The following is a 24,850-nucleotide window of genomic DNA, read 5'->3' on the forward strand; positions in this document are numbered from 1 at the left end:
GGTTAATTTTGATTTTAAATGCGTCTATTTAAATAGGTGATTATAAAGAGATGTAACAGTAAAACGAGTCGTTATAAAAAATAAAATCAGTCAAATTAGAAAGGAGGTTTAGCGTGTCTAAAAAACGACTATTAATGATATCACTCAACTATCAAAACTTCAAAATAACGGTACACTCAAAAGCTGAGACGCAGAAAAAATACTTCTGTTGAAATCTAATAAACTATAATCAGAAATGTTTTTAATTATGTTTAAAAAATGTATTTGATAGGAGCTAAGTTAGTCTGTGTTGAGATAGGAAAAGCGGGTAAGCCTGATAGGTCATTGCTAAGTTTTTGGATATAAAAATGATATCAAATCTATTATTTGCTGAAATGATATGAGAATGATGAGCTTCACTACTTATATCAATCTGCGGGCAAGTAGTATATCTTTGGTGAAGACATGGATCAGTTGTCGGAAGTAGAACGGTTATGTCTACAGGAAGATTAGCTAAAAATTATCTCGGTCTGATAAGAAAATCGAGATAATGAGTCTGATTAAGATAAACGGTACTACAGAAAAATGGCTTTATAAAAGTTCTTTTCTTCTGTCTCATGATTGAGGTGTGGGGGTGCCTTGTCTTTTTATTGTGTTAATTCAGATTTAGCTGTATTTTGTATTGTTTAGCCATTTCTGTGATTTTATCAAATTCCCCCAAAGCTGCTAGTTTATTGAACTCTCCACCAATACCAATGGCTGTTACTCCAGATAGAAACCAGTCTTTGGCATTTGTGAGATTTACCCCACCAGTCACCATAATTTGTACTTGAGGTAAAGGTGCCTTTAGTGATGAGATGAAAGATGTTCCTAGAGTACCTCCTGGGAATATTTTAATTATTTCGCAACCGGCTTCAAGTGCTGTTGTTACCTCTGATAAGGTCATGCAACCTGGTAAATAAGGAATAGCATAACGATTACATAGTTTAGCAGTCTGTAGATTAAATGCGGGAGATACAATAAACTTTGCTCCTGCTAAAATAGCCATTCGGGCAGTTTCTGAGTCTAGAACAGTTCCTGCCCCAACGACAACTTGTTCTTGGTTAGTATATTGTGTGACTAGTTGTTCAATGACTTGGCTAGCTTTGCTATTAGTATAGGCGATTTCGATAGCAGAAATACCACCTTTTATGCATGCTTGAGCAGCTTGAAAAGCTTCTTCTTGGCTATTTCCACGAATGACAGCAACTATTTTTCCTTGCATTAATTGCAACAAAATCTTTGATTTTATCATAATTCTCCCTTCTAACGAATAATGTCTTTCGATTGATTTAGTACTTTGTTAACTGCGGTAACGGTCTCAAACATATTGTCCCCTTCCAAAGCACATTTTAAAGATGCACTAGCGACAGCGAAATCAATGACTGTCTTGCTGTCTGAGTGCTGAAGTAGTTGATATAGCGCTCCCGCCACAAAAGCATCTCCGCTTCCAATTCTCTGGTTTACAGCTGTGGTGATTTCTTTTGAAGTGACAAACTCTTGTTTACGATTTGCTATGTAAGCTTGGTAGTGGTTTCGTCCCCATTCATCCTGTAGACGTTTAGTATGGAAAATGACTTGAAAGTCAAAGTGATTTATAAGCGAAATCATTCGTTCTTTGACGTCCTCTATTGTAGCTTCATCGCGATTGAAGAAGGTAGTGTCCTGTGAGTCAACCATAAGAGGTTCAATACCAAAACAAATATCCGCAAAGGTAGCGAACTGAGAAAAAAGGATTTTGGCATTTTTAGGAGAAATTAGTTTACTGCGAAAATTGAGATCTAAGGAGATTGTTATCTCTCTTTTTTTAGCTTCTTTTAAAAGAAGCAGTGTTATCTCTTGGATAGACTCATCCAATGATAGTGTAATACCACTAAAATGAAAGAGAGAAACTCCTTCAAATAATTGATCGAAATCAATTTGATTTATCCTAAAGTCATGTAAACTACTATGATCGCGGTCGTAGACCACCTCACCTTTTCTGCAAGCAAAGGAATCTTCTAAAAAATATAACCCAACACGTTCTCCAACCCACTGAATAGAATGAGTATCAATACCCTGTGCTTTTAAAAATTGAAGAAAACTATTACCTATGGGATTATTGGGTAAGGCTGAGAGGAGTTTAGTATCTTGCCCAAAGCCTTGTAGAGCTCTTGCGGTATTAACTTCAGAGCCACCATAGAATAGTTTAGTTGAGATACTATCTGCAAAATAGTCATTTTCTTTTGGAGTGATGCGAATGAGAGGTTCACCGAAAAAAAGAATCTTAGACATAAAAGTCCTTTCTAAAACAGACGCTTTAGTCTAAGACAGATTTCAAGTAGTCTGCTATATTTTGATTTTGGCAATTAGCGAAGAAATATTCTTGGAAATGCTCCCCAGAAATAGTTTCCTTTAAGAAATCTTGATCAATTTCTTTTAAAACAGAGAGTAAATCTCTGTAAGTAATCTGTTTTATTTCGCTAAGGATACGTGCATTGCGTTGCTCAGGTACAGCCCTCTCTTTAGGGTATCCCCCTCCTTTTTCATCTTCGAAAAGACGTTCAAATAAATACCTCAGATTCAATTCAGCTCCCCAACCAAATCCTTTAGCAAAAGGAAGGGAAAGAGCATTTCCTCCGTTTACTTGAGAGAATAAGTAAGCGTCGACAGGATCAGCAGCGAATCCACAGACTACGCCAGGAAAACTATTACAAGCAAGCATCGCTCCAATTCCTGTCCCACAGCCTGTAATAACAAAATCTGCAGCACCGCTATTAAGTAAAATAGCAGTCAGTAAACCATTTTGTACATAAGTTAGCTGGCTTTCTTCTTCTTTGCCATACATTCCGTAGTTGAAAACTTCAAATCCTTTTTCATCAGAAACCGCTTTCAATTCTTTGTAGATAATAGTATTTTTACTTGCTTGGCTATTTTCGTTGATTAATGCAATTTTCATTTATATTACTCCTTTATTATTGAGGTTGTTTACCGATGTAAGCTAAAATACCGCCATCTACATAGAGTATGTGACCATTGATAAAGTTTGATGCATCACTAGCAAGGAAGATAGCTGGTGCACCTAAATCTTCTGCCTCACCCCAGCGAGCGGCAGGTGTTTTAGCGATGATAAATTGGTCGAATGGATGACGTGAACCATCATCTTGACGTTCACGAAGGGGAGCTGTTTGTGGTGTGGCAATATAGCCGGGCCCGATACCGTTACATTGGATGTTAGCAGAACCGTATTCAGAAGCGATGTTCTTGGTTAACATTTTAAGTCCCCCTTTGGCAGCAGCATAGGCAGCAACTGTTTCGCGTCCAAGCTCACTCATCATGGAGCAAATATTGATGATTTTACCATGTCCTTTTTGGATCATTCCAGGTAATACCGCTTTTGATACGATAAAGGGAGCATTCAAATCAATATCAATAACTTGTCGAAAATCTGCAGCGCTCATCTCTAGCATAGGGGTGCGTTTTATAATACCTGCGTTGTTAACTAGAATATCAATTACCCCAACATCTTGAGAAATTTTGTCCACCATTTCGTTGATTCCATCTTCATCTGTAACATCACAAACATAGCCATGGGCCTTAATGCCAAGTTTTTTATAGGCGGAGATGCCTTTGTCAACGAGTTCTTGCTTAATATCATTGAAGACAATAGTTGCTCCAGCTCTAGCAAAAGCAGTTGCTATTGAAAAACCAATGCCGTAAGAAGCGCCTGTTATTAAGGCGACTTTACCTTCTAGTGAAAAGTTGTCTTTTAAGAATTGTTCAGTCATAATATGACCTCCGTAAAAAAATTCAGGAAGTAAACCTGTTTACATGAATAGTAACAAAGTAAACCGGTTTTGTCAACTATAGAGTTCTTCTTCTATAAAACTTGGCAACATATATAACAAAGATTTATCTAGGTTATAATTCTTAAAGATAAAAAAGACATCATTATAAAAAATCAAGTAAACTGCTCAAAAAATATAAAAAAGATGTTGACACCTAAAAATGAAAGCGCTATAATCTGATTATAAAAGTAAACCGGTAAACTCAAGAGGAGAAAATATGATAAAAATTATTATTGTAGCACACGGCAACTTTCCAGATGGTATTTTAAGCTCTTTAGAACTTATTGCTGGGCATCAGGAATATGTTGTTGGTATTAACTTTATTGCAGGCATGTCTTCTAATGATGTTAGAGTTGCTTTGCAAAGAGAGGTTATCGATTTCAAAGAAATTTTAGTATTGACTGATTTGCTAGGTGGGACTCCTTTCAATGTTTCTTCCGCCTTATCAGTAGAATATACAGATAAAAAGATAAAAGTTTTATCGGGCTTGAACCTTTCAATGTTAATGGAAGCTGTTTTATCTAGAACGATGTTTGAACATGTAGATGATCTTGTTGATAAAGTTATAACATCATCTCATGAAGGAATTGTTGATTTTTCTACTTGCCTTGCTACACAAACTGCAGAAGCAACTTTTGAGGGAGGCATTTAATAATGATGAAAATAAAACCGGTCAAGGTTGAGTCAATTGAAAATCCAAAGCGTTTTTTAAACAGTAGATTATTAACTAAGATTGAAGTTGAGGAAGCGATTGAAAAAGCCTTGAAGCAACTTTATATTAATATTGATTACTTTGGTGAAGAGTATCCAACGCCTGCAACATTCAATAATATTTATAAAGTTATGGATAACACAGAATGGACAAATGGTTTTTGGACAGGGTGCTTGTGGTTAGCTTATGAGTATAATCAGGATAAAAAGTTAAAAAACATAGCCCACAAAAATGTATTGTCATTTCTAAATCGTATTAATAATCGTATAGCATTAGATCACCACGACTTAGGATTTCTTTACACACCATCTTGTACAGCAGAATATCGTATCAATGGTGATGTTAAAGCTTTAGAAGCCACTATAAAAGCTGCAGATAAATTGATGGAGCGCTATCAAGAAAAAGGTGGATTTATTCAGGCTTGGGGAGAACTCGGGTATAAGGAACACTATCGCTTAATTATCGATTGCTTACTTAATATCCAACTCTTATTTTTTGCTTATGAACAGACAGGTGATGAAAAGTATAGACAAGTTGCGGTGAATCACTTCTACGCTTCAGCTAACAATGTGGTGCGTGATGATTCTTCTGCTTTTCATACTTTTTATTTCGACCCAGAAACTGGAGAACCGTTAAAAGGTGTCACACGACAGGGTTATAGTGATGAGTCATCTTGGGCAAGAGGGCAAGCATGGGGCATCTACGGTATTCCGCTTAGTTACCGGAAAATGAAAGATTATCAGCAGATTATCCTTTTTAAAGGTATGACAAACTATTTTCTAAATCGTTTACCTGAAGACAAGGTATCCTATTGGGACCTTATTTTTACGGATGGCTCGGGCCAGCCTAGAGATACATCCGCAACAGCAACGGCTGTGTGTGGAATTCATGAGATGCTTAAATATTTACCAGAAGTAGATCCTGATAAAGAGACATACAAATATGCTATGCATACAATGCTTCGTAGTCTGATTGAACAGTATAGTAATAATGAACTTATAGCAGGACGTCCTCTTCTATTGCACGGTGTGTATTCGTGGCATTCAGGTAAAGGAGTAGATGAAGGTAATATTTGGGGAGATTATTATTACTTAGAAGCCTTAATAAGATTCTATAAAGACTGGGAACTTTATTGGTAAGAGTATTTTACTAACAAAATAAACAATAAATAATAGAAAACGAGGAGGTCAGAAATGGCAGCAGGACCAAATATTGTAATGACACGTGTTGATGAGCGTCTTATTCATGGACAAGGACAACTTTGGGTGAAATTTTTAAGTTGTAATACTGTTATTGTGGCAAATGATGATGTCTCCAAAGATCATCTTCAACAAACGTTAATGAAGACGGTGGTGCCAGAATCAATAGCATTGCGATTTTTTGATATTCAAAAAGTTATTGATATTATTCACAAGGCCAACCCAGCACAGACGATTTTTATAATTGTTAAAGATTTGAAAGATGTCTATAGACTTGTAGCAGGGGGCGTCCCAATTAAAGAGATTAATATTGGAAATATTCATAATGGAGAAGGTAAAGAGCAGGTAAGTCGCTCTATCTTCTTAGGGATGAAGGATAAAGAGATAATTAGAAAATTAAACCAAGAATATCACATTGCATTTAATACTAAAACAACTCCAACAGGTAACGATGGTGCTGTGGAAGTTAATATTTTAGATTATATTTAGTTGGACAAACTTACTATCATATAAAGGAGAAAAATATGGATATTAGTATTCTTCAGGCTGTCTTAATTGGACTGTGGACGGCTTTCTGTTTTAGTGGCATGTTGCTTGGCCTCTATACAAATCGTTGTATCGTTCTCTCTCTAGGCGTTGGTGTTATTTTAGGAGATATTCAAACAGCTTTGGCAGTTGGAGCAATATCTGAACTGGCTTACATGGGATTTGGTGTGGGAGCGGGAGGGACAGTTCCTCCAAACCCAATCGGTCCTGGGATTTTTGGAACTTTGATGGCTATTACAACAGCTGGAACTAAAGGAAAAATCACACCGGAAGCTGCTCTTGCATTATCAACCCCAATTGCAGTTGGTATTCAATTTCTTCAAACAGCAACTTATACTGCTTTTGCAGGGGCGCCTGAAACAGCTAAAAAAGCTTTGCAAGCAGGTAATTTCCGAGGATTTAAAATTGCAGCAAATGGTACAATTTGGGCATTCGCTGGATTGGGATTTGGTTTAGGAGTACTGGGTGCTCTTTCAACGCAAACTTTGACAGATTTATTTGCTCTCATTCCCCCTGTTTTGCTTAATGGTCTAACCTTAGCTGGGAAAATGCTTCCTGCAATTGGTTTTGCGATGATTCTCTCTGTAATGGCTAAAAAAGAACTCATTCCTTATATCCTACTTGGATATGTTCTAGCTGTTTATTTTGGTTTGCCAGTTCTAACTCCAACAGCAAATGGAGACGGAGTTTTAACATCAGTGGCTACTAACAGTGTGCTTGGGGTTCCAACTATCGGGGTAGCTATAATTGCAACAATATTTGCTTTGCTTGATATTTTCAGAAAACCAGCTGCACCTACTAAAGAAACTAAGACAGAAGGAGACAACCAAGATGACTGGATCTAAAAAATTAGCAAAAAGTGATTACACTAAAACAGCTTTACGTGCCTTTTATTTACAAAATGGCTTTAATTACAGTAACTATCAAGGTCTTGGTTATGCTAATGTCATATATCCAGCTCTCAAAAAATATTATGGAGATGACAAAAAAGCTTTAGCGGGAGCTCTAGAAGAAAATGTGGAGTTTTACAATACAAACCCTCATTTCTTACCTTTTGTAACTAGCTTACATTTAGCAATGCTTGATAATGAGCGGCCAGAAGAAGAAATTCGCGGTATTAAGATGGCGCTTATGGGGCCTCTTGCAGGTATCGGTGATTCTTTATCACAATTTTGCTTAGCACCCTTGTTCTCAACGATTGCAGCCTCTTTAGCGACAGATGGTTTGGTGATGGGACCGATTCTGTTCTTTGTGGCTATGAATACTATTTTAACGGGAATTAAATTAGTTACTGGCATGTATGGTTATCGTCTTGGGACCAGTTTTATTGATAAATTGAGTGAACAAATGTCAGTTATCTCACGGGCAGCTAATATCGTTGGTGTAACGGTCATCTCAAGTTTAGCTGCAACACAAGTTAAGCTTACAATCCCTTACACTTTTGCTCCAGAAAAAGTAACTAGTACAACGCAAAAGATTGTTACTGTCCAAGGTATGCTTGATAAAATTGCACCAGCTCTACTTCCAGCACTCTACACTTTCCTTATGTTTTACCTTATTAAAAATAAAAAATGGACAACTTATAAGTTAGTTATCCTTACAGTTATTATTGGTATCCTTGGTAGCTGGTTAGGTATTTTAGCTTAATAAAATTTTGATAAATAAGGATTATGACATATCAATGACATAGTCCTTTTTATATCGGACGAGGACGTTTTGTAAAAAAATGAAAGATCGCTTATATAATAAATTCAAGGATTTTGATAGGGAATTTTGTCAAAAGTATATTAAAACATACCAATCTAATGCCTATCAAGAAATGAAAGCCTCTGTTAATTTGATGATGAGGAACACTTTTGTATTTAATGATAATTGGGATATGGAACCTTGTTCTAAAGCATATTGTCTTGATCCTTTGGAGTGGGATAAGCCAGTAACAGATGATCCAGAATGGTTGTATATGCTAAATCGTCAAACTTATCTTTTTAAATTCCTGGTGGTCTACATTGTTGAAGGCGATAAGTCTTACCTTAGACAAATGAAATATTTTATGTACCATTGGATTGATTGTCAATTTACACTAAAGCCAGAAGGGGCGGTAAGTCGTACTATTGACACTGGGATACGTTGCATGTCATGGCTCAAAGTTTTGATTTTTTTAGATTATTTTGGATTAATAACAGAAACTAAAAAAATTAAACTATTAACTAGTTTACGGGAGCAGATAACTTATATGAGGGACTATTATCGTGAAAAAGATAGTCTAAGTAACTGGGGAATTTTACAAACAACAGCAATATTGGCGTGTTTATACTATTATGAAGATGAATTAAATCTACCTGAAATTCAGAGTTTTGCTGAAGAAGAATTATTACTTCAAATCAAGCTTCAAATTTTAGATGACGGGAGCCAGTATGAACAATCAATTATGTATCATGTAGAAGTCTTGAAGTCCTTAATGGAACTAGTTATCCTTGCGCCTAAATATTATCTACCATTAGAAGAAACTATTGAAAAAATGGTTACCTATCTAATTGCTATGACTGGTCCGGATTATTGTCAACTAGCTATAGGGGACAGTGATGTGACCGATACTCGTGATATTCTAACTTTGGCAACACTTGTGTTGAAATCTTCTAAAACAAAATCATTTTCTTTTGATAATGTTAATTTAGAAACTTTACTTTTGTTTGGGAAGCCATCAATTTATCTTTTTGAAGAAATACCGCGTGCGACAATAGGAGAGTCTGCTTATCTTTTTCCAGATTCTGGTCATGTGTGTTTACGTGATGATAGGCGTTATATATTTTTTAAGAACGGTCCATTTGGTAGCGCTCATACTCATAGTGATAATAATAGTGTTTGTCTCTATGATAAAAAGAAACCTATTTTCATTGATGCAGGAAGATATACTTACAAAGAAGAACAACTAAGGTATGATTTTAAACGTTCGACTAGTCATTCAACATGTACCCTTGATGGGCAACCCTTAGAAATGATCAAGGACTCTTGGACATACAATTCTTATCCAAAATGTGACTATTGTCAGTTGACTTCAAAGGATAGGTACCATTTAGTCGAAGGACAACTACATGTCCAAAGAGCTTCTGATATCTATTACCATAAGCGATGGTTGTTAACTTTACCGCAGGCCATTACCTTAGTTATTGATAAGGTGAGTTGTCCAGGAGAGCATGTCTTAACAAATCAATATATTTTAGATGATCAGGTCATTTATGAAAATGGGTTTGTTAATGACTTGAAATTAGTAAGTCCTACGACCTTTAATCTAGAAGATTGCCTTATTTCTAAGCGGTATAATCAATTGACAGAAAGTCATAAATTAGTTAAGAAAATAAAATTTGTTGATGAGGTGATGGATTATACCTTGATAGTTGATCGGAACTGTCAGGTGAAATGTGTTCCTTTAGTGCAAACGAACAGTCATAAGGAACTAAGTAATAGCATTGCATTTGATATTAGGTCTCAAGACTTTCATTATTTAATTGGAGTGCTTATGGATGATATTATCTTTGGGGATAAACTCTATTTGATGCAAGGGATAAAATGCAAAGGAAAAGTCATTGTATATGATAAAAATAATGGCAAAATGAGTCGTTTAAAAAATTAAGAGGGCTATTATTATGCTATACTAGTACTATATTAACCATAAAAAAATAAAATTAGTAAAATTAGAAAGGAGGTTTGTTATGTCTAAAAAAATGACCATTAATGACATCGCTCAATTATCAAAAACTTCCAAAACAACGGTTTCTTTTTTCTTGAATCAAAAATTTGAAAAAATGTCGGATGAGACGAGGCAACGTATTCAAGAGGTGATTGATGAAACAGGTTATAGACCAAGTACGATAGCAAGAAGTCTAAATTCTAAAAAAACAAAACTACTAGGTGTCTTAATTGGAGATATAACAAACACATTTTCAAATCAAATTGTAAAAGGAATTGAGCACATCACCAAACAAAAAGGCTATCAAATTATTGTGGGTAATAGTAATTACGATGCCAAAAGTGAAGAAGATTATATTGAAAATATGTTAAATTTAGGTGTTGATGGTTTCATTATTCAGCCTACATCAAATTTTCGAAAGTATTCTCGTATTTTAAAAGAAAAAAAGAAACCAATGGTATTTTTTGATAGTCAACTTTATGAACATAAGACGAGTTGGGTTAAGGCTAATAACTATGATGCTGTTTATGATATGACACAGGAGTGTCTAAATCGAGGGTATAAAAAGTTTATTATGATTACTGGTGATACGAGCTTGCTTAGTACACGTATTGAGAGAGCTTCGGGATTCATGGATGCTTTAAAGGACAATGGTTTCGGTTATGACACTTTGGTGATTGAAGATGATGATCATTCAAAAAGTGATATAGAAGACTTTCTAAAAGCGGTAGTTCCAGATAAGGAGGAGACATTAGTATTTGCACCAAATTGTTGGGCTTTACCAATGGTTTTTACTGCCATGAAGAATCTCAATTTTGATATGCCACGAGTTGGTTTAGTTGGGTTTGACAATATTGAATGGACAGACTTTTCATCTCCTAAAGTGTCAACAATTGTCCAGCCGGCTTATGAAGAAGGTGAACAAGTAGCACAGATTTTGATTAATCGTATTGAAGGAGATGACTCCGTCGATAACCAACAGATTGTAGATTGCCAGATGTTTTGGAAAGAGTCGACTTTTTAAAAAAGATTTCTTATTTTATTTGCTATTAAAAAATAAAACCTAGAGAAAATTATCTCTAGGTTATTTGTCCTTATTCTAAAATAAGTAAGCCTTCTTTGACAGCGAAAGGATTTTTCTCATTGATACGGTCGTAAAACATAATACCATCAATGTGGTCAATTTCATGTTGAACAACAATAGAGTTGTAACCTTTTAATTTGAGTCGATGTTTTTCACCAGTTTTGTCGAAATATTCAATAGTTACACGCGCGTGGCGGACGACATAGCCAGGTACTTCACGATCTACTGATAGGCATCCCTCCCCGTCAGATAAAGCAGCATCTTGAACAGAATGCGATACAACTTTAGGGTTGTACATTACTTCTTGGAGGCTATAAGCTTCTTTAGGTGGATTTCCTTGAGCATCCTCAACGTTTGGAACAAGGACGGCAATGATGCGTTTTGAGATGTCTAATTGTGGTGCGGCTAAACCAACACCACCACGTAAGCCTAGCTTCTCAGCCATAATTGGATCTTGAGAGTGTTTTAAAAATTGCATCATTTTTTCTCCGAGAATTTCTTCTTTCTCAGAAAGTGGGAATGTGACTTCTTCAGCCACTTTGCGAAGGGTTGGATTGCCTTCACGGATAATGTCATTCATGTCAATTAAATGACTAGCTTTTACTAATTTATCAATAGCAGACATATTTTCTCCTAACTGTATTCTCTGATTTAGTTTAGCATAAAATAATTAAATGATAAAGCTACGCTTCATGGCTGAATATTTAATGATTCTAGTGCGAAACGATTTTTGATAAAGTATTTTGGTTTTTCTTTTTGGATAAGGCCTTCTTTGACCATATCGTGGATAACTCTTAATAAATGACGATAACTGACGCCAAACGAATCAGCTAAACTACTTAACTCAAGTTGAAAGTAACCTTGTTCTTCAATTGCTAAAATATGACTTGCAAGTAACTCTTTGACGGTATACCCTAGATTAGTAGACGCTTTGATGTTTTGATCATGAAAAGCCTGAGCTAGCTCTTGACTAAGTTTTAGGAGGAAAGTTGCGTCTGTTAACAGTTTCTCTTTCCGTCCTTTAAGTGATAATTGAATGACTGTAAGATCCTCTAAGGCAATAACAGATGATACAATTTGTCTATTAGTCAAAAGTTCAATATCACCAATCAGTGTTGGTTTTGTTTTAATATCTAAAATATGTTCTTTGCCGTTAAAGAGTCGACGTACAATTTTAAAACGTCCCTTGACGATGTAGTGCAAGTATTCTAATTGTTCTCCCTGTTTACAGACGGATTGGCCGGCAATTAGGGTGATTACTTGTAAATCCTTGAAATAATGTTTTGGAAAGATAGTCTCCAAACAGTAGTCTTGGCAGTAGTTTTCTATATCCATGTATTGACTCCCTATTTGAGATAGTTTTAGGACATATGTCATATATTTCTAGTTTAATATTGATTATACTTTATTTATCTAAAAAAAGACATCAGAAAGAGGTATTGTCACTTGAAAATCTTTATGGAGAAGCTAAGTTTACTCTCTTTATCACTTATCTTGCTATCAACTTTTTCGACATCACCAGCCCTACCACAAATGATATCTTATTATAGAGATAAGGGCTTACCATCACCCCAAGTTGAATTATTGTTTTCAATTCCTTCGATGGCTATTATCTTCATCTTGCTTATCACACCTTGGTTAAGTAAAAAACTTTCTGAGAAACATATGATTATCTTTGGGCTATTGCTAACAGCATTAGGGGGAGGATTGCCGGTTGTCAGTCAGAACTACCTTTTAGTATTTGTATCGCGTCTTTTATTGGGGAGTGGTATTGGTTTTATTAATGCTAGGGCCATTAGTGTGATTAGTGAATATTATCAAGGCAAAGAAAGAAGAAAACTCTTAGGATTAAGGGGGTCCTTTGAAGTTTTAGGAAATGCTGGTTTGACAGCTTTAGTTGGGCTGTTGTTGACTTTTGGTTGGTCCAAATCATTTATGATTTATTTTTTAGCTTTACCAATCTTAGTTCTATATCTTGTTTTTGCGCCTAAGAAAGTGGTGAAAGATACAAATGACAAGATTAAAACTAAAGGTCAAAAAATCCCTAAAGCTGATTTAACTTATATTGTCGCCTTAGCTATTTTAGCAGGATTTGTCATAACTATAAATACTGGGATTAATCTTAGGATACCTCTGCTAGTAGTAGAATTTGGTTTGGGTACGCCAGCTCAAGCTAGTCTTGTTCTTAGTGCGATGATGCTTATGGGAATAATAGCAGGTATGAGTTTTGGTCAGTTGATAGCTATGTTTCATAAACAATTAATTCCAATCTGCCTCGTCTTATTTTCTTTAACATTGCTTGGAGTTGGATTGCCTTCTAATCTAATGGTACTAACAATTAGTGCGATGGCATCAGGTTTCCTTTACAGCCTGATGGTCACTGCTGTGTTTAGCCTAGTAGCAGACCGTGTTGAATATTCGTTGGTTGGTTCTGCAACGACATTAGTTTTAGTATTTTGTAATATTGGTGGAGCTAGTGCGGCTATTCTTCTGTCTTGTTTTGATCATTTACTAGGACAAATAAATGCAGTTTTCTATGTTTATGCTATTTTAAGTTTAGCAGTTGGTATGATTTATTTCTTTAAACGCCTATTTTTTAAGAAAATGTAGTGTATATTAACTAAAAAGGGCTTGACAATCATTGTCAAGCTCTCTTCATTTTTCTTCTTCTGGGTAGGTAAATCCCCATTCTTGACGTAGCTGTGTCATGATATCCATAACGTCTTTGGTATAGTTTAAGTACATGTGGTTAGTTTTTCCTGAAACGGCTTCTTCCATATCAGCTACCTCATATTGGAGGGCATTTTCAGTTTTGCCAGCTTCGAGAATATCTTGATGCCCATCCTCAGTATAAGTAATAACTGCCTTTTGTCCTCGCGGATATTCAAAAAGTTCAATGTAGCCTTTATCGTAAGCGATAGTTGCTCGTTTAGGTTGTTTTGCATGTAAACTAAGGCTGACAGTCGCCATCTCATTTGCAGGATTGGTTAGTAGGATACCAACTTGTTCATCAACTCCTGTTGGTGCAAATGTAACTTGAGAGGTAATGTTGTGAGGTGCTTCTGACATAAACCAGCGAATACAAGAAAGTGCATAAACACCAATGTCCAGCAAAGCACCGCCTGCTAGGTCACGACTGAAAAAACGGTTAGTCATATCATATTCTTTATAACTTCCGAAATTCATTTGAATCATTTTTAACGGTCCTAATTTTCCACTATCAACTAATGTTTTTAATTGGCGATAAATTGGCATATGAAAAATAGTCATGGCTTCAGCTAAGACAACATGGTTAGTTTCGGCTAAATCTATGGCTTCTTTAAGTTCAGTGCTGTTTAAAGTAATAGATTTTTCGCAAAGAACGTGCTTACCATTTGCTAAAGCCTTTCGTAAAAATGAGATGTGAGTATTGTGGGGAGTAGAGATATAAATGATATCCACTTCAGGGTCTTCAAATACTTGATCTATGTGATCATAAACTTTTTGGATACCATATTTGGTAGCAAATTCAAGTCCTTTGTCGTAAGTTCTATTAGCTACAGAATATAATTTTTGTCCACGTGCTTCTAGTGCTTGGGCTAATTCGTTGGCAATAACGCCGGTTCCAAGCGTTGCCCAATTATAATATTTTTCAATCATAACAACCTCCTTGTTGGTTTATAGTATAGCAAAAATAACAAAATGATATTTAGAGAAAGCACCAATATGAGAGTATTTTTAATAGTCAAACTCTGAATTTTCTGTTAGACTGTAAGAGATTACATATGAGATATTAAGGAGAAAATAATGATAAAATATCAAGATGATTTTTACCAAGCGGTTAATGGGGAGTGGGCTAAGACAGCTGTTATTCCTGATGACAAACCAAGGACAGGTGGTTTTTCTGATCTTGCTGATGACATTGAAGCATTAATGCTGTCAACGACAGATAAGTGGCTGGCTGATGAAAATAAACCAAGTGATACGATTTTAAATCATTTTATTGCTTTTCATAAAATGACAGCTGATTATCAAAAACGTGAAGAGGTAGGAGTATCACCAGTATTACCATTAATTGAAGAATATAAAGGCCTACAATCTTTCTCTGAGTTTGCATCAAAAGTTGCAGAATATGAACTAGAGGGTAAACCAAATGAATTTCCATTTGGTGTGGCTCCTGACTTTATGAATGCTCAATTGAATGTACTTTGGGCTGAAGCGCCTGGGATTATTTTACCAGATACAACTTATTATAGTGAAGATAATGAAAAAGGAAAGGAACTCCTTGCTTTTTGGCGTAAAAGTCAAGAAGACCTACTGCCTTTGTTTGGCCTTTCAGAACAGGAAATTAAAGATATCTTGGATAAGGTTTTAGCATTGGATGCAAAATTGGCACAATATGTCTTATCTCGCGAAGAGAGTTCGGAATATGTTAAACTTTACCATCCTTATAACTGGGAAGATTTCACAAAATTAGCACCTGAACTTCCATTAGATGCTATTTTCCAAAAGATATTAGGACAAAAACCAGATAAAGTTATTGTTCCTGAAGAACGTTTCTGGACAGAATTTGCATCTGACTATTACTCAGAATCTAATTGGGAATTATTAAAGGCAGATCTTATTTTATCAGCTGCGAATGCCTATAATGCTTACTTAACTGATGATATTCGTATCAAATCGGGAGTTTACAGTCGAGCTTTATCAGGCACACCACAAGCAATGGATAAGAAAAAAGCAGCTTACTACCTTGCTTCAGGACCTTACAATCAAGCTCTAGGTTTGTGGTATGCAGGAGAAAAATTCTCTCCAGAAGCTAAAGCTGATGTTGAGCATAAGATTGCAACGATGATTGATGTCTATAAGTCACGCTTAGAAAAGGCGGATTGGCTTGCACAGTCAACGCGAGAAAAAGCTATTATGAAACTTAATGTTATCACACCACATATTGGATACCCTGAGAAACTACCAGAGACTTATACTAAAAAAATCATTGATCCTAAACTATCGCTTGTCGAAAATGCTACTAATTTAGACAAAATTTCAATAGCCTATGGTTGGAGTAAATGGAATAAACCAGTTGATAGAAGTGAATGGCATATGCCTGCCCACATGGTCAATGCGTATTATGATCCACAACAAAACCAAATTGTCTTCCCAGCAGCCATTTTACAAGAACCATTTTATGCTTTAGAGCAAAGTTCATCAGCAAATTATGGGGGAATTGGTGCAGTGATTGCACATGAAATATCACACGCTTTTGACACTAATGGAGCTTCATTTGATGAACATGGAAGTTTGAATAATTGGTGGACTGATGAAGATTTTGAAGCTTTCAAAAAACTTACAGATAAAGTAGTTGAGCAGTTTGATGGACTGGAATCTTATGGCGCAAAAGTCAATGGTAAACTAACAGTATCAGAAAATGTTGCAGATTTAGGTGGAGTTGCTTGTGCTTTAGAAGCTGCGCAGCGTGAGTCAGATTTTTCAGCGAGGGATTTCTTTATTAACTTTGCGACAATTTGGCGTATGAAGGCACGTGATGAGTATATGCAAATGTTAGCTAGTGTAGATGTTCACGCCCCAGCACAATGGCGAACTAATATTACAGTAACGAATTTTGAAGAATTCCATAAAGAGTTTGATGTTAAAGATGGTGATAACATGTGGCGTCCAGTTGAAAAACGTGTTATTATTTGGTAACTCTAAATGATAAACTCCCGTTACTCAGATGAGTAGCAGGAGTATTTTTTTATTCTTTTATAGATAGAGATAATGTAGTAGTGTCAACGCTTAGCTCAGCTCCAATAGTCACTGTCAAAAGAGGTTGGGTGTGCGCAAAATCCATATCATAAATAACAGGAATTTCCTTGAAAATAGCATGTTTTGAAAGGATATATTCAAAGACTTGTGGAGTCATGCCGCATTCTTTAGGAAAGCGCCCCATAAGAATAGCTTGTGGATGAGGATAAGCTTGTAAAATTGCAGCAAGGTTGCGGTCAAATTCATAAAAATTACTTTCCTCAGCCTCTTCAATCAAGAGGACATAGCGTTCAATTTTCGGTGCATAAGGAGTACCTCGAAGTAGGCCAAACGTAGAGAGATTACCTCCGATAATCGTACCGGAAGCTTTTCCGTGATTATAAATTTTCCATTCTGTTGGGAAAAATTGGCGTGGTTTGCTGGGATCATACCAGGGATCACTAGACCATTCTTCACTAGGCCAAAGTTCATAGTGGTTTTCTGTCATGGCAGTAAGCCAAGCTTGTGTTTGGTAAGGTTGACCTTCCTTCATTTTGAAAGAAGAATAAGCAGGGCCCATGTAAGTTTGGATTTTTGCTTTGGCAAAAATAGCATTAAGGAAGGCCGTTGAATCTGAGTAACCACAAATTATTTTGGGATTCTTAGAGATTAAATCATAATCTAAATATGGTAAAAGCTCGTTGGAATTGAATCCGCCAATGGTTGCTAATATGGCATCAACAGAAGGGTCGGCAAATGCTTCATGTAAATCTTCTACACGGCTAGCAATCGAAGCAGAATAGAGGATATCATTTTCTAGATAGTGCTTAGAGAATGACACTTGAAATCCCAGCTTTTCTAGTACTTCTTTGGCTAATAGGTTAGCCTCAAAACCACCCAGACGCTCAATGGAAGAAGAGGGACTAAGAACACGAATGTGGCTGCCTTTTGTTAATTTTTTCATTGGTTAACCTCCTATTTAAATTGTTGTTAGTCTACCACATATGGAGATAATGAGCAACGATATTCTTAAAATCTATCAATTTAAGAAATGCGTGTTATACTAGAGATAGCCGATGAAAGAAAAAATACTTATTATTAATAATTTGGTCATTAAATAGGAGGTCATGATGTCTCAATTATCTTTGGAAGAACAATTGAATCGACTAAAAGATAAATACCTTTCTTCTAAAAATCAAGAATTTTCAAATGTTCACTGAAGTAAAGTAAAGAAGAAAAAGAAGAAATTAATAATACTTGAAAAAGAAAGATGTCGCTGTCGATTGGAGAGAGAAGATACTAAAAAAATCGATGATAAAATTGAGAAATTGAAGAAAGAATTGATAGATGTTATGAAGGAGGAATAATATGGAAGAAACTATTCTAATAGTCAGCTTTCTCCTGTTTTTGATTTTATCTAATGTTATCAATAGGATATTTCCTAAATTACCATTACCATTTATCCAGTTGGTCTTTGGGATTCTCTCTGGCTTAGTTTTTCATAAGTCACAAGTCCATATCGATCCTGAGTTATTCCTTGCCTTTGTTATTGCTCCTTTGAACTTTAGGGAAGGTCAAGAAAGTGATATTGGTAGTTTTATAAAGTATCGGGCTATTATTCTTTACTTAATCTTACCAACGGTATTTTTAACAGCTATTGTCGTTGGTTATGTAGCAGGGCACCTTTTGCCAGTTAGTTTACCACTTGCGGCATGCTTTGCGCTTGGAGCAGCCTTAGGCCCAACAGATGCCGTTGCCTTTATATCGATTGCTAAGAGGTTTCAATTTCCTAAACGGGCAGAAAATATCCTCAAATTGGAAGGTCTTTTAAATGACGCTAGTGGTCTAGTTTCCTTCCAGTTTGCTTTAACAGCCCTTGTAACAGGTTATTTCTCCTTAGCAAAAGCTAGTCTCAAGTTAGCATTGGCCATAATGGGTGGTTTTTTAATTGGCTTGCTTTTTGCTTTTCTAATGAGGTTATGTCTCACTGTCCTAGAGAAATTTGATGCTGCTGATGTTACAGGGGCTCTACTTTTGGAATTAACCTTACCTTTTGTTGCTTATTTCGTTGCTGATTTGTTGGGATTTTCAGCTATTATTGCGGTGGTAGTGGCAGGAGTAATGCAAGCAAATCGTTTGAAAAAAGTGACTCTCTTTGATGCTCAAGTAGATCGCGTTACCTCTGTTATTTGGGAAACCTTAAATTTTATTTTAAATGGTTTAGTTTTCTTAATATTTGGAAGAGAACTGACACGTATCATTGGTCCTCTTTTAACAAGTAACGCTTATAGTAATTTTGATCTTATTAGTATTGTTGTTTTAGTTACTTGCACACTTTTTCTAGTTCGCTTTCTAGCAGTTTCTTGCTTTTATGCTTGGAGATCTTTCAAATACCATAAATCATTTAAAAAGTATTGGAGAGAGATTCAACTGTTGACTTTTTCAGGAGTTAAAGGAAGTGTTTCCATAGCAACAATACTCTTATTACCCAAGCACTCAGTCATAGGAGAGTTGGGGTATAGTTTGATTCTTTTCACTGTTGGTGCAGTAACGCTAATGAGTTTTTTAACGGGACTTTTAGTATTACCAAAGTTAGCGCCTCCCTTACAGGTGAAAGATGATTATTTAATACGTCTATCGATTTTAACAAAAGTATTATCTGTCTTAGAAGAAGATGGTAAGAGTTCTGAAAATCAAGCTTCATTTTATGCAGTTATAGATAATTATAATAGCCGTATTCGTCATCTCATTTTAGAACAAGAATCTAGTGACATTAAGAAGGACTTAGCTGAATTGCAACTGATGATGCTTAGTATAGAAAGCGATGGACTTGAAGCTGCTTATCGTTATGGCAATATTTCTATCAAAGAATATCGTATTTACCAACGTTATTTAAAATACTTAGAACGCCAAGTTAATCGTAGCTTTGTGTCAAATATCACTTATAGTTTAACGATTCTTATGCGTGTTATTCGTGGTATTGTTCATGAGTTTTTAACATTTGGACAAGGAATACGAAATCGGAAAAAACATTTCAAAAACAGGAAACGGTTGTTAGCAGAAGTCAATCGTCAGCACTTAACAGATTTGTACTTATCAAATAATGACCTCATTTTAGAAACGCTAGAAGATATGGAAGGTTATTATAATGCAACTTTGATAGATTTCTTACAAAATGAACGCATTCGAGACGCAGAATTAATTAAATCAGGTTTATTTGTAGAACGTGTCATTGCACGCATAACGCCAGATATTTTAAATGAAACCCTAAGAGGATATTACTTGGAACGCAGAACAATCTCTGAATTTGAAAGGGACGGTTTAATTAGTTCTAAAGAGTCTCAAATTTTAAGGGATAATGTCAATGAATTAGAAAGCTATTCATTAAGAGATAGTCAATCTTCTATACCTTATCAATTATTGGATTTAAAAAAATAATTCTGATAACAAAAAAATCAACGAACAATCGTTGATTTTTTGTTATCTTTGGATAAAATCTTTTATATTTAAGGCGGTAGACGGATTTGAACCGACGATCAAGCTTTTGCAGAGCCGTGCCTTACCACTTGGCTATACCGCCATAACAGATAATATTCTATCGAAAAAAAAAAGATTCGTCAAGCCTCTTTCGTAAAATAGCCAATTTTAGCCCTTAAACTTCCTCATATTACCCAAAAAAAGAGATTGATACCCATTGTATCAATCTCTTTTAGATTATTGTCTGATTAAATAATCAAATGCGCCAATGGCAGCTGTGGCACCAGACCCCATGGAAATAATGATTTGCTTGTAGGCAGCATCTGTACAGTCACCTGCAGCAAAAATACCAGGGATATTTGTTGAGCCAAATTTATCAACGACAATTTCTTGACGTTCATTGAGTTCAATGCCGCTATCCTTGAGCCAAGATGTACTTGGTACAAGACCAATTTGTACAAAAACACCTTCTAAATCAATGTGTTTTTCTTCGTTTGTATCACGATCGGTATAGTTTAAACCAGTGACATGATCTTCACCAACGATATCTTTAGTAGCAACATTCTTAAGAATAGTTAAATTGTCAGTTTTAGCTGCTCGTTCTTGCAGTACTTGGTCTGCTTTGAGCTCAGGTAAGAATTCTAGGACTGTAACATGTTTAGTGACACCGGCTAGATCTAAAGCAGCTTCCATACCTGAATTACCACCACCTATAACAGCAACATCTTTTCCTTCGAAAAGAGGGCCATCACAATGTGGACAGTAAGTAACACCTTTATTGCGGAATTCTTCCTCGCCAGGAACGTTGATATTTCGCCACTTAGCACCCAGAGCTAGGATAGCAGTTTTAGCTTGTAAAATAGCTCCGTTAGCCAGTGTTACCTCAACTAATTCTTTTTTCTCAATGCCAGTTGCTAATTGACTCTTGATAATATCAATATCGTAAGATTTGGTATGCTCTTCAATTTGAGCCATTAATTTAGGGCCTTCTGTGTACAGTGTACCAATCATGTTCTCAATACCAACTGTTTCGATAACTTGTCCACCAAAAGTTTCTGCTAAAATACCTGTTTTTAACCCTTTACGGGCGGCATAAATTGCAGCACTGTTACCTGCAGGACCACCACCAATAACTAGAACATCATAGACACCTTTGTCAGCAAATGCTTCAGCATCAAGAGGTCCATCTAGTTGTTCTAAAAGCTGTTCAATTGTAGCACGGCCAGAAGTAAATTCTTCTTGGTCCTTATAAACAGTAGGAACAGACATGATACCTTTTGATTTGACTTCGTCTTGATACATGCCTCCTTCAATCATAGTATGAGTGATATTCGGATTCAAAACAGCCATTATATTAAAGGCTTGAACGACATCTGGACAATTATGGCAAGTTAATGAAACATAAGTTTCTAGATTGATAGTTTTCTCAATCCCCTTAATTCGTTTGATAATATCTTCATCAACTTTTGGTGCGCGACCAGAGACTTGCAACAAAGCTAAAATGAAAGATGTGAATTCATGCCCCATTGGCAAGCCTGAAAAAATAACGCGACTTTCATGCCCTTTTTTTGCAATTCCAAAACTAGGTTGACGTTTTAAATGTGTTGATTCAAGGCTGATGCGATCAGACATAGCGACAATTTCATCTAGAAAATCCTTTACTTTTTGAGAATTATCGTTATCTCCTAAATCAGCTTGTAATACAATATCAGATTCTAGCAAATCTAAATATTGCGCTAATTGAGCCTTGATTTCTTTATCTAAGACCATGGATTACCTCCTGGTTATTAAATTTTACCTACAAGGTCTAAACTAGGAGTTAAAGTTTCAGCTCCTTCTTTCCATTTAGCTGGACAAACTTCACCTGTATGTTGGCGGATGTATTGAGCAGCACGGACTTTATCAATGAGAGTACTTGCATCACGTCCGATGCCATCAGCATTAATTTCCATCATTTGGATGACACCGTCTGGATCAATGATAAATGTACCACGTTGTGCTAGACCATCTTGTCCAAGGACATCAAAACCTTGTGAAATAAGGTGTGAAGGGTCACCAATCATAGGATATGTGATAGTACCAACGACATCTGAGTCATCATGCCATGCTTTATGAACAAAATGAGTATCAGTAGAGACAGAATAAACTTCTACATCAAGAGATTTAAGTGTTTCGTATTGCTCTTGAAGGTCACCAAGTTCAGTTGGGCAAACAAATGAAAAGTCTGCTGGGTAGAAACAAAAAACTGCCCATTTTCCTTTAACGTCTTCATTTGTAACAGTGATGAATTTTTCATCGTGATAAGCTTGAGCTGAAAATTCAATAATTTCTTTTCCGACTAATGACATAATAATGTCCTCCTTTATTTTTTAATAGCCTAATTATAAACGAAATACTTTTAAATCTCCAATAAAAACGTTTACATTTTTCTAAGAAAAGTATGATTTTTCTAATAGAGTAGAAGATTTTATAGCTTGTCAAATCTAACTTTTTTTGATAAACTATTATAGTTGCTTAAAGTGACAAATACTCATCTTAGATCAATTGTGGTCTTGTTGCCGAAAGGTTAGGCTGCAAGTCGAAGTCTGAGAGAGGAAAAAACATTTTTAAAGGAGAACTTACTCATGGCAGTAATTTCAATGAAACAACTTCTTGAGGCTGGTGTTCACTTTGGTCACCAAACTCGTCGCTGGAACCCTAAGATGGCTAAGTACATCTTCACAGAACGTAATGGTATCCACGTTATCGACCTTCAACAAACTGTAAAATTAGCTGACCAAGCTTACGAATTTGTTCGTGATGCTGCAGCAAACGATGCAGTTATCTTGTTTGTTGGTACTAAGAAACAAGCAGCTGAAGCTGTTGCTGAAGAAGCTAAACGTGCTGGTCAATACTTCATTAACCACCGTTGGTTAGGTGGAACTCTTACTAACTGGGGAACTATCCAAAAACGTATTGCTCGTTTGAAAGAAATCAAACGTATGGAAGAAGAAGGAACTTTTGAACTTCTTCCTAAGAAAGAAGTTGCATTGTTAAACAAACAACGTGCACGTCTTGAAAAATTCTTGGGTGGTATCGAAGATATGCCACGCATCCCAGATGTAATGTATGTTGTTGACCCACATAAAGAGCAAATCGCTGTTAAAGAAGCTAAAAAACTTGGTATTCCAGTTGTAGCTATGGTTGACACTAACGCTGATCCAGATGATATCGATGTTATCATCCCAGCAAACGATGACGCTATTCGCGCCGTTAAATTAATTACTTCTAAATTAGCTGATGCAGTTATTGAAGGTCGTCAAGGTGAAGATGCTGACGTTGACTTCGCTCAAGAAGCACAAGCAGATTCAATTGAAGAAATCGTTGAAGTAGTTGAAGGATCAAACAACGACTAATATTTAATTTATTGTAAATCCTAAAACGGGGCAGATGCAAACCGCTCTGTCTCGTTTTTTTAATCATTATTTGAAATTAAGAGGAGAACGAAAATGGCAGAAATCACAGCTAAACTTGTAAAAGAATTGCGTGAAAAATCAGGTGCAGGCGTTATGGACGCTAAAAAAGCATTAGTAGAAACTGATGGTGACCTTGATAAAGCGATTGAATTACTTCGCGAAAAAGGTATGGCTAAAGCAGCTAAAAAAGCAGACCGTGTTGCTGCTGAAGGTTTAACAGGTGTTTATGTTGATGGTAACGTTGCAGCAGTTATTGAAGTTAACGCTGAGACTGACTTTGTTGCTAAAAACGACCAATTTGTAACATTAGTTAATGAAACTGCTAAAGTTATTGCAGAAGGACGTCCTTCAAACAATGAAGAAGCACTTGCTTTAACAATGCCTTCAGGTGAAACTTTAGAACAAGCATTTGTAACTGCAACTGCTACAATTGGTGAAAAAATTTCATTCCGTCGCTTCGCTTTAGTTGAAAAGACTGATGAGCAACATTTTGGTGCATACCAACATAATGGTGGACGTATCGGAGTAATTACTGTTGTTGAAGGTGGCGACGATGCACTTGCTAAACAAGTATCAATGCACGTTGCAGCTATGAAGCCAACTGTTCTTTCATATACTGAACTTGATGCACAATTTGTTCATGATGAATTAGCACAGTTGAACCACAAAATTGAGCAAGACAACGAGAGTCGTGCTATGGTTAACAAACCAGCTCTTCCATTCCTTAAATATGGATCAAAAGCTCAATTGACTGATGAAGTTATTGCCCAAGCAGAAGAAGACATCAAAGCAGAATTAGCTGCAGAAGGTAAACCAGAAAAAATCTGGGATAAAATCGTTCCAGGTAAAATGGATCGTTTCATGCTTGACAACACTAAAGTTGACCAAGAGTACACACTCCTTGCTCAAGTTTACATCATGGATGATAGCAAAACAGTTGAAGCTTATCTTGAGTCAGTAAATGCTAAAGCAGTTGCTTTCGTACGTTTTGAAGTTGGAGAAGGTATTGAGAAAGCTTCTAACGACTTTGAAGCAGAAGTTGCAGCTACAATGGCAGCAGCACTTGAAAAATAATTAACACTCGCTTTATATTAGACTTCCTGCGAAACAAAATATGGTACAA

22 protein-coding genes, 1 tRNA gene and 1 pseudogene are annotated in these 24,850 nt (G+C 36.0%); 13 read left to right on the forward strand and 11 right to left on the reverse strand.

From position 1 onward, the window contains the following. Nucleotides 1-634: 634 nt before the first annotated feature. The 4 genes from HMPREF2818_RS04445 to dhuD are packed head-to-tail and all read right to left on the reverse strand — an operon-like array spanning nt 635 to nt 3,785. Nucleotides 635-1,273, reverse strand: coding sequence for a bifunctional 4-hydroxy-2-oxoglutarate aldolase/2-dehydro-3-deoxy-phosphogluconate aldolase (locus HMPREF2818_RS04445; RefSeq protein ID WP_000597408.1), 639 nt, complete (start codon nt 1,271-1,273; stop codon nt 635-637). Nucleotides 1,274-1,284: 11 nt separating this feature from the next. After that, nucleotides 1,285-2,292, reverse strand: coding sequence for a sugar kinase (locus HMPREF2818_RS04450; RefSeq protein WP_000034943.1), 1,008 nt, complete (start codon nt 2,290-2,292; stop codon nt 1,285-1,287). 25 nt (nt 2,293-2,317) lie between these two features. Continuing rightward, a complete protein-coding gene (dhuI, locus tag HMPREF2818_RS04455) occupies nt 2,318-2,956 on the reverse strand; it encodes a 5-dehydro-4-deoxy-D-glucuronate isomerase DhuI (RefSeq protein ID WP_000684791.1) in 639 nt (212 codons plus the stop codon). A gap of 16 nt (nt 2,957-2,972) precedes the next feature. Next, entirely contained in the window at nt 2,973-3,785 is an 813-nt protein-coding gene (dhuD, locus tag HMPREF2818_RS04460) for a monomeric 2-dehydro-3-deoxy-D-gluconate 5-dehydrogenase DhuD (RefSeq protein WP_000139169.1), read from the reverse strand. A 277-nt stretch (nt 3,786-4,062) separates the two neighbouring features. Here dhuD and HMPREF2818_RS04465 point away from each other — a divergent pair, with 277 nt between their 5' ends. The 7 genes from HMPREF2818_RS04465 to HMPREF2818_RS04495 all read left to right on the forward strand — a co-directional run bounded on the left by HMPREF2818_RS04465 (nt 4,063) and on the right by HMPREF2818_RS04495 (nt 11,014). Continuing rightward, nucleotides 4,063-4,497 carry a PTS sugar transporter subunit IIA gene (locus HMPREF2818_RS04465; RefSeq protein ID WP_000590444.1) on the forward strand — a complete coding sequence of 145 codons (435 nt, stop codon included), beginning with the start codon at nt 4,063-4,065 and terminating at the stop codon, nt 4,495-4,497. Nucleotides 4,498-4,499: 2 nt separating this feature from the next. Beyond that, on the forward strand, nt 4,500-5,696 hold the full coding sequence (locus HMPREF2818_RS04470) for a glycoside hydrolase family 88 protein (protein WP_000975716.1): 1,197 nt from the start codon (nt 4,500-4,502) through the stop codon (nt 5,694-5,696). Between the two features lie 54 nt (nt 5,697-5,750). Next, nucleotides 5,751-6,245, forward strand: coding sequence for a PTS sugar transporter subunit IIB (locus HMPREF2818_RS04475; protein WP_000718802.1), 495 nt, complete (start codon nt 5,751-5,753; stop codon nt 6,243-6,245). Between the two features lie 35 nt (nt 6,246-6,280). Next, a complete protein-coding gene (locus tag HMPREF2818_RS04480; RefSeq protein WP_000355267.1) occupies nt 6,281-7,147 on the forward strand; it encodes a PTS mannose/fructose/sorbose/N-acetylgalactosamine transporter subunit IIC in 867 nt (288 codons plus the stop codon). Then, entirely contained in the window at nt 7,134-7,949 is an 816-nt protein-coding gene (locus HMPREF2818_RS04485) for a PTS system mannose/fructose/sorbose family transporter subunit IID (protein ID WP_000147945.1), read from the forward strand. Before HMPREF2818_RS04480 ends, HMPREF2818_RS04485 begins: the two co-directional genes overlap by 14 nt. Nucleotides 7,950-8,028: 79 nt before the next feature. Further along, nucleotides 8,029-9,933: a heparinase II/III domain-containing protein gene (locus HMPREF2818_RS04490; RefSeq protein WP_000654953.1), complete on the forward strand. Its 1,905-nt coding sequence runs from the start codon at nt 8,029-8,031 to the stop codon at nt 9,931-9,933. A gap of 79 nt (nt 9,934-10,012) precedes the next feature. After that, entirely contained in the window at nt 10,013-11,014 is a 1,002-nt protein-coding gene (locus tag HMPREF2818_RS04495; protein WP_000038821.1) for a LacI family DNA-binding transcriptional regulator, read from the forward strand. Between the two features lie 70 nt (nt 11,015-11,084). Here the strand turns inward: HMPREF2818_RS04495 and def are convergent, their stop codons facing one another. Then, complete coding sequence (gene def, locus HMPREF2818_RS04500; RefSeq protein ID WP_001272875.1) at nt 11,085-11,699, reverse strand: peptide deformylase; 615 nt, start codon at nt 11,697-11,699, stop codon at nt 11,085-11,087. A 65-nt stretch (nt 11,700-11,764) separates the two neighbouring features. After that, the gene (locus tag HMPREF2818_RS04505; RefSeq protein WP_070508687.1) at nt 11,765-12,409 is read right to left on the reverse strand and encodes a cyclic nucleotide-binding domain-containing protein; all 645 of its coding nucleotides are present in this window, start codon (nt 12,407-12,409) and stop codon (nt 11,765-11,767) included. Nucleotides 12,410-12,520: 111 nt separating this feature from the next. Between HMPREF2818_RS04505 and HMPREF2818_RS04510 the strand changes: the two genes are divergently transcribed. Next, nucleotides 12,521-13,684: an MFS transporter gene (locus HMPREF2818_RS04510; RefSeq protein WP_000689135.1), complete on the forward strand. Its 1,164-nt coding sequence runs from the start codon at nt 12,521-12,523 to the stop codon at nt 13,682-13,684. A gap of 45 nt (nt 13,685-13,729) precedes the next feature. Here HMPREF2818_RS04510 and HMPREF2818_RS04515 read toward each other — a convergent pair whose 3' ends face one another. Then, nucleotides 13,730-14,713 (reverse strand): Gfo/Idh/MocA family protein, encoded by a 984-nt coding sequence (locus tag HMPREF2818_RS04515; protein WP_000570859.1) that lies wholly within the window; start codon nt 14,711-14,713, stop codon nt 13,730-13,732. A 147-nt stretch (nt 14,714-14,860) separates the two neighbouring features. Here HMPREF2818_RS04515 and HMPREF2818_RS04520 point away from each other — a divergent pair, with 147 nt between their 5' ends. Then, nucleotides 14,861-16,756 (forward strand): M13 family metallopeptidase, encoded by a 1,896-nt coding sequence (locus HMPREF2818_RS04520; RefSeq protein ID WP_000599038.1) that lies wholly within the window; start codon nt 14,861-14,863, stop codon nt 16,754-16,756. 49 nt (nt 16,757-16,805) lie between these two features. On the opposite strand, the gene HMPREF2818_RS04525 is transcribed toward HMPREF2818_RS04520, so the two are convergent. Beyond that, entirely contained in the window at nt 16,806-17,759 is a 954-nt protein-coding gene (locus tag HMPREF2818_RS04525; protein WP_000737084.1) for a S66 family peptidase, read from the reverse strand. Nucleotides 17,760-17,925: 166 nt separating this feature from the next. Here HMPREF2818_RS04525 and HMPREF2818_RS04530 point away from each other — a divergent pair. Together HMPREF2818_RS04530 and HMPREF2818_RS04535 are read left to right on the forward strand one after the other, a co-directional pair. Next, a pseudogene (locus HMPREF2818_RS04530) lies at nt 17,926-18,162 on the forward strand (hypothetical protein). Nucleotide 18,163: 1 nt separating this feature from the next. Further along, a complete protein-coding gene (locus HMPREF2818_RS04535; RefSeq protein ID WP_000393084.1) occupies nt 18,164-20,233 on the forward strand; it encodes a cation:proton antiporter in 2,070 nt (689 codons plus the stop codon). Between the two features lie 71 nt (nt 20,234-20,304). On the opposite strand, the gene HMPREF2818_RS04540 is transcribed toward HMPREF2818_RS04535, so the two are convergent. From HMPREF2818_RS04540 to ahpC, 3 genes are all read right to left on the reverse strand, one after another. After that, a tRNA-Cys gene (locus HMPREF2818_RS04540) sits at nt 20,305-20,375 on the reverse strand. Between the two features lie 134 nt (nt 20,376-20,509). Continuing rightward, nucleotides 20,510-22,042, reverse strand: coding sequence for an alkyl hydroperoxide reductase subunit F (gene ahpF, locus HMPREF2818_RS04545; protein ID WP_000242129.1), 1,533 nt, complete (start codon nt 22,040-22,042; stop codon nt 20,510-20,512). 17 nt (nt 22,043-22,059) lie between these two features. Then, nucleotides 22,060-22,620 carry an alkyl hydroperoxide reductase subunit C gene (ahpC, locus tag HMPREF2818_RS04550; RefSeq protein ID WP_000060536.1) on the reverse strand — a complete coding sequence of 187 codons (561 nt, stop codon included), beginning with the start codon at nt 22,618-22,620 and terminating at the stop codon, nt 22,060-22,062. Nucleotides 22,621-22,896: 276 nt separating this feature from the next. On the opposite strand from ahpC, the gene rpsB reads away from it, so the two are divergent. Together rpsB and tsf are read left to right on the forward strand one after the other, a co-directional pair. Further along, complete coding sequence (rpsB, locus tag HMPREF2818_RS04555) at nt 22,897-23,667, forward strand: 30S ribosomal protein S2 (RefSeq protein WP_000268454.1); 771 nt, start codon at nt 22,897-22,899, stop codon at nt 23,665-23,667. A gap of 93 nt (nt 23,668-23,760) precedes the next feature. Continuing rightward, nucleotides 23,761-24,801: a translation elongation factor Ts gene (gene tsf, locus HMPREF2818_RS04560; RefSeq protein ID WP_000808080.1), complete on the forward strand. Its 1,041-nt coding sequence runs from the start codon at nt 23,761-23,763 to the stop codon at nt 24,799-24,801. Nucleotides 24,802-24,850 lie beyond the last annotated feature (49 nt).

Source organism: Streptococcus sp. HMSC076H09 (genome assembly GCF_001811765.1).
In the GTDB taxonomy this organism is placed as follows: domain Bacteria; phylum Bacillota; class Bacilli; order Lactobacillales; family Streptococcaceae; genus Streptococcus; species Streptococcus agalactiae.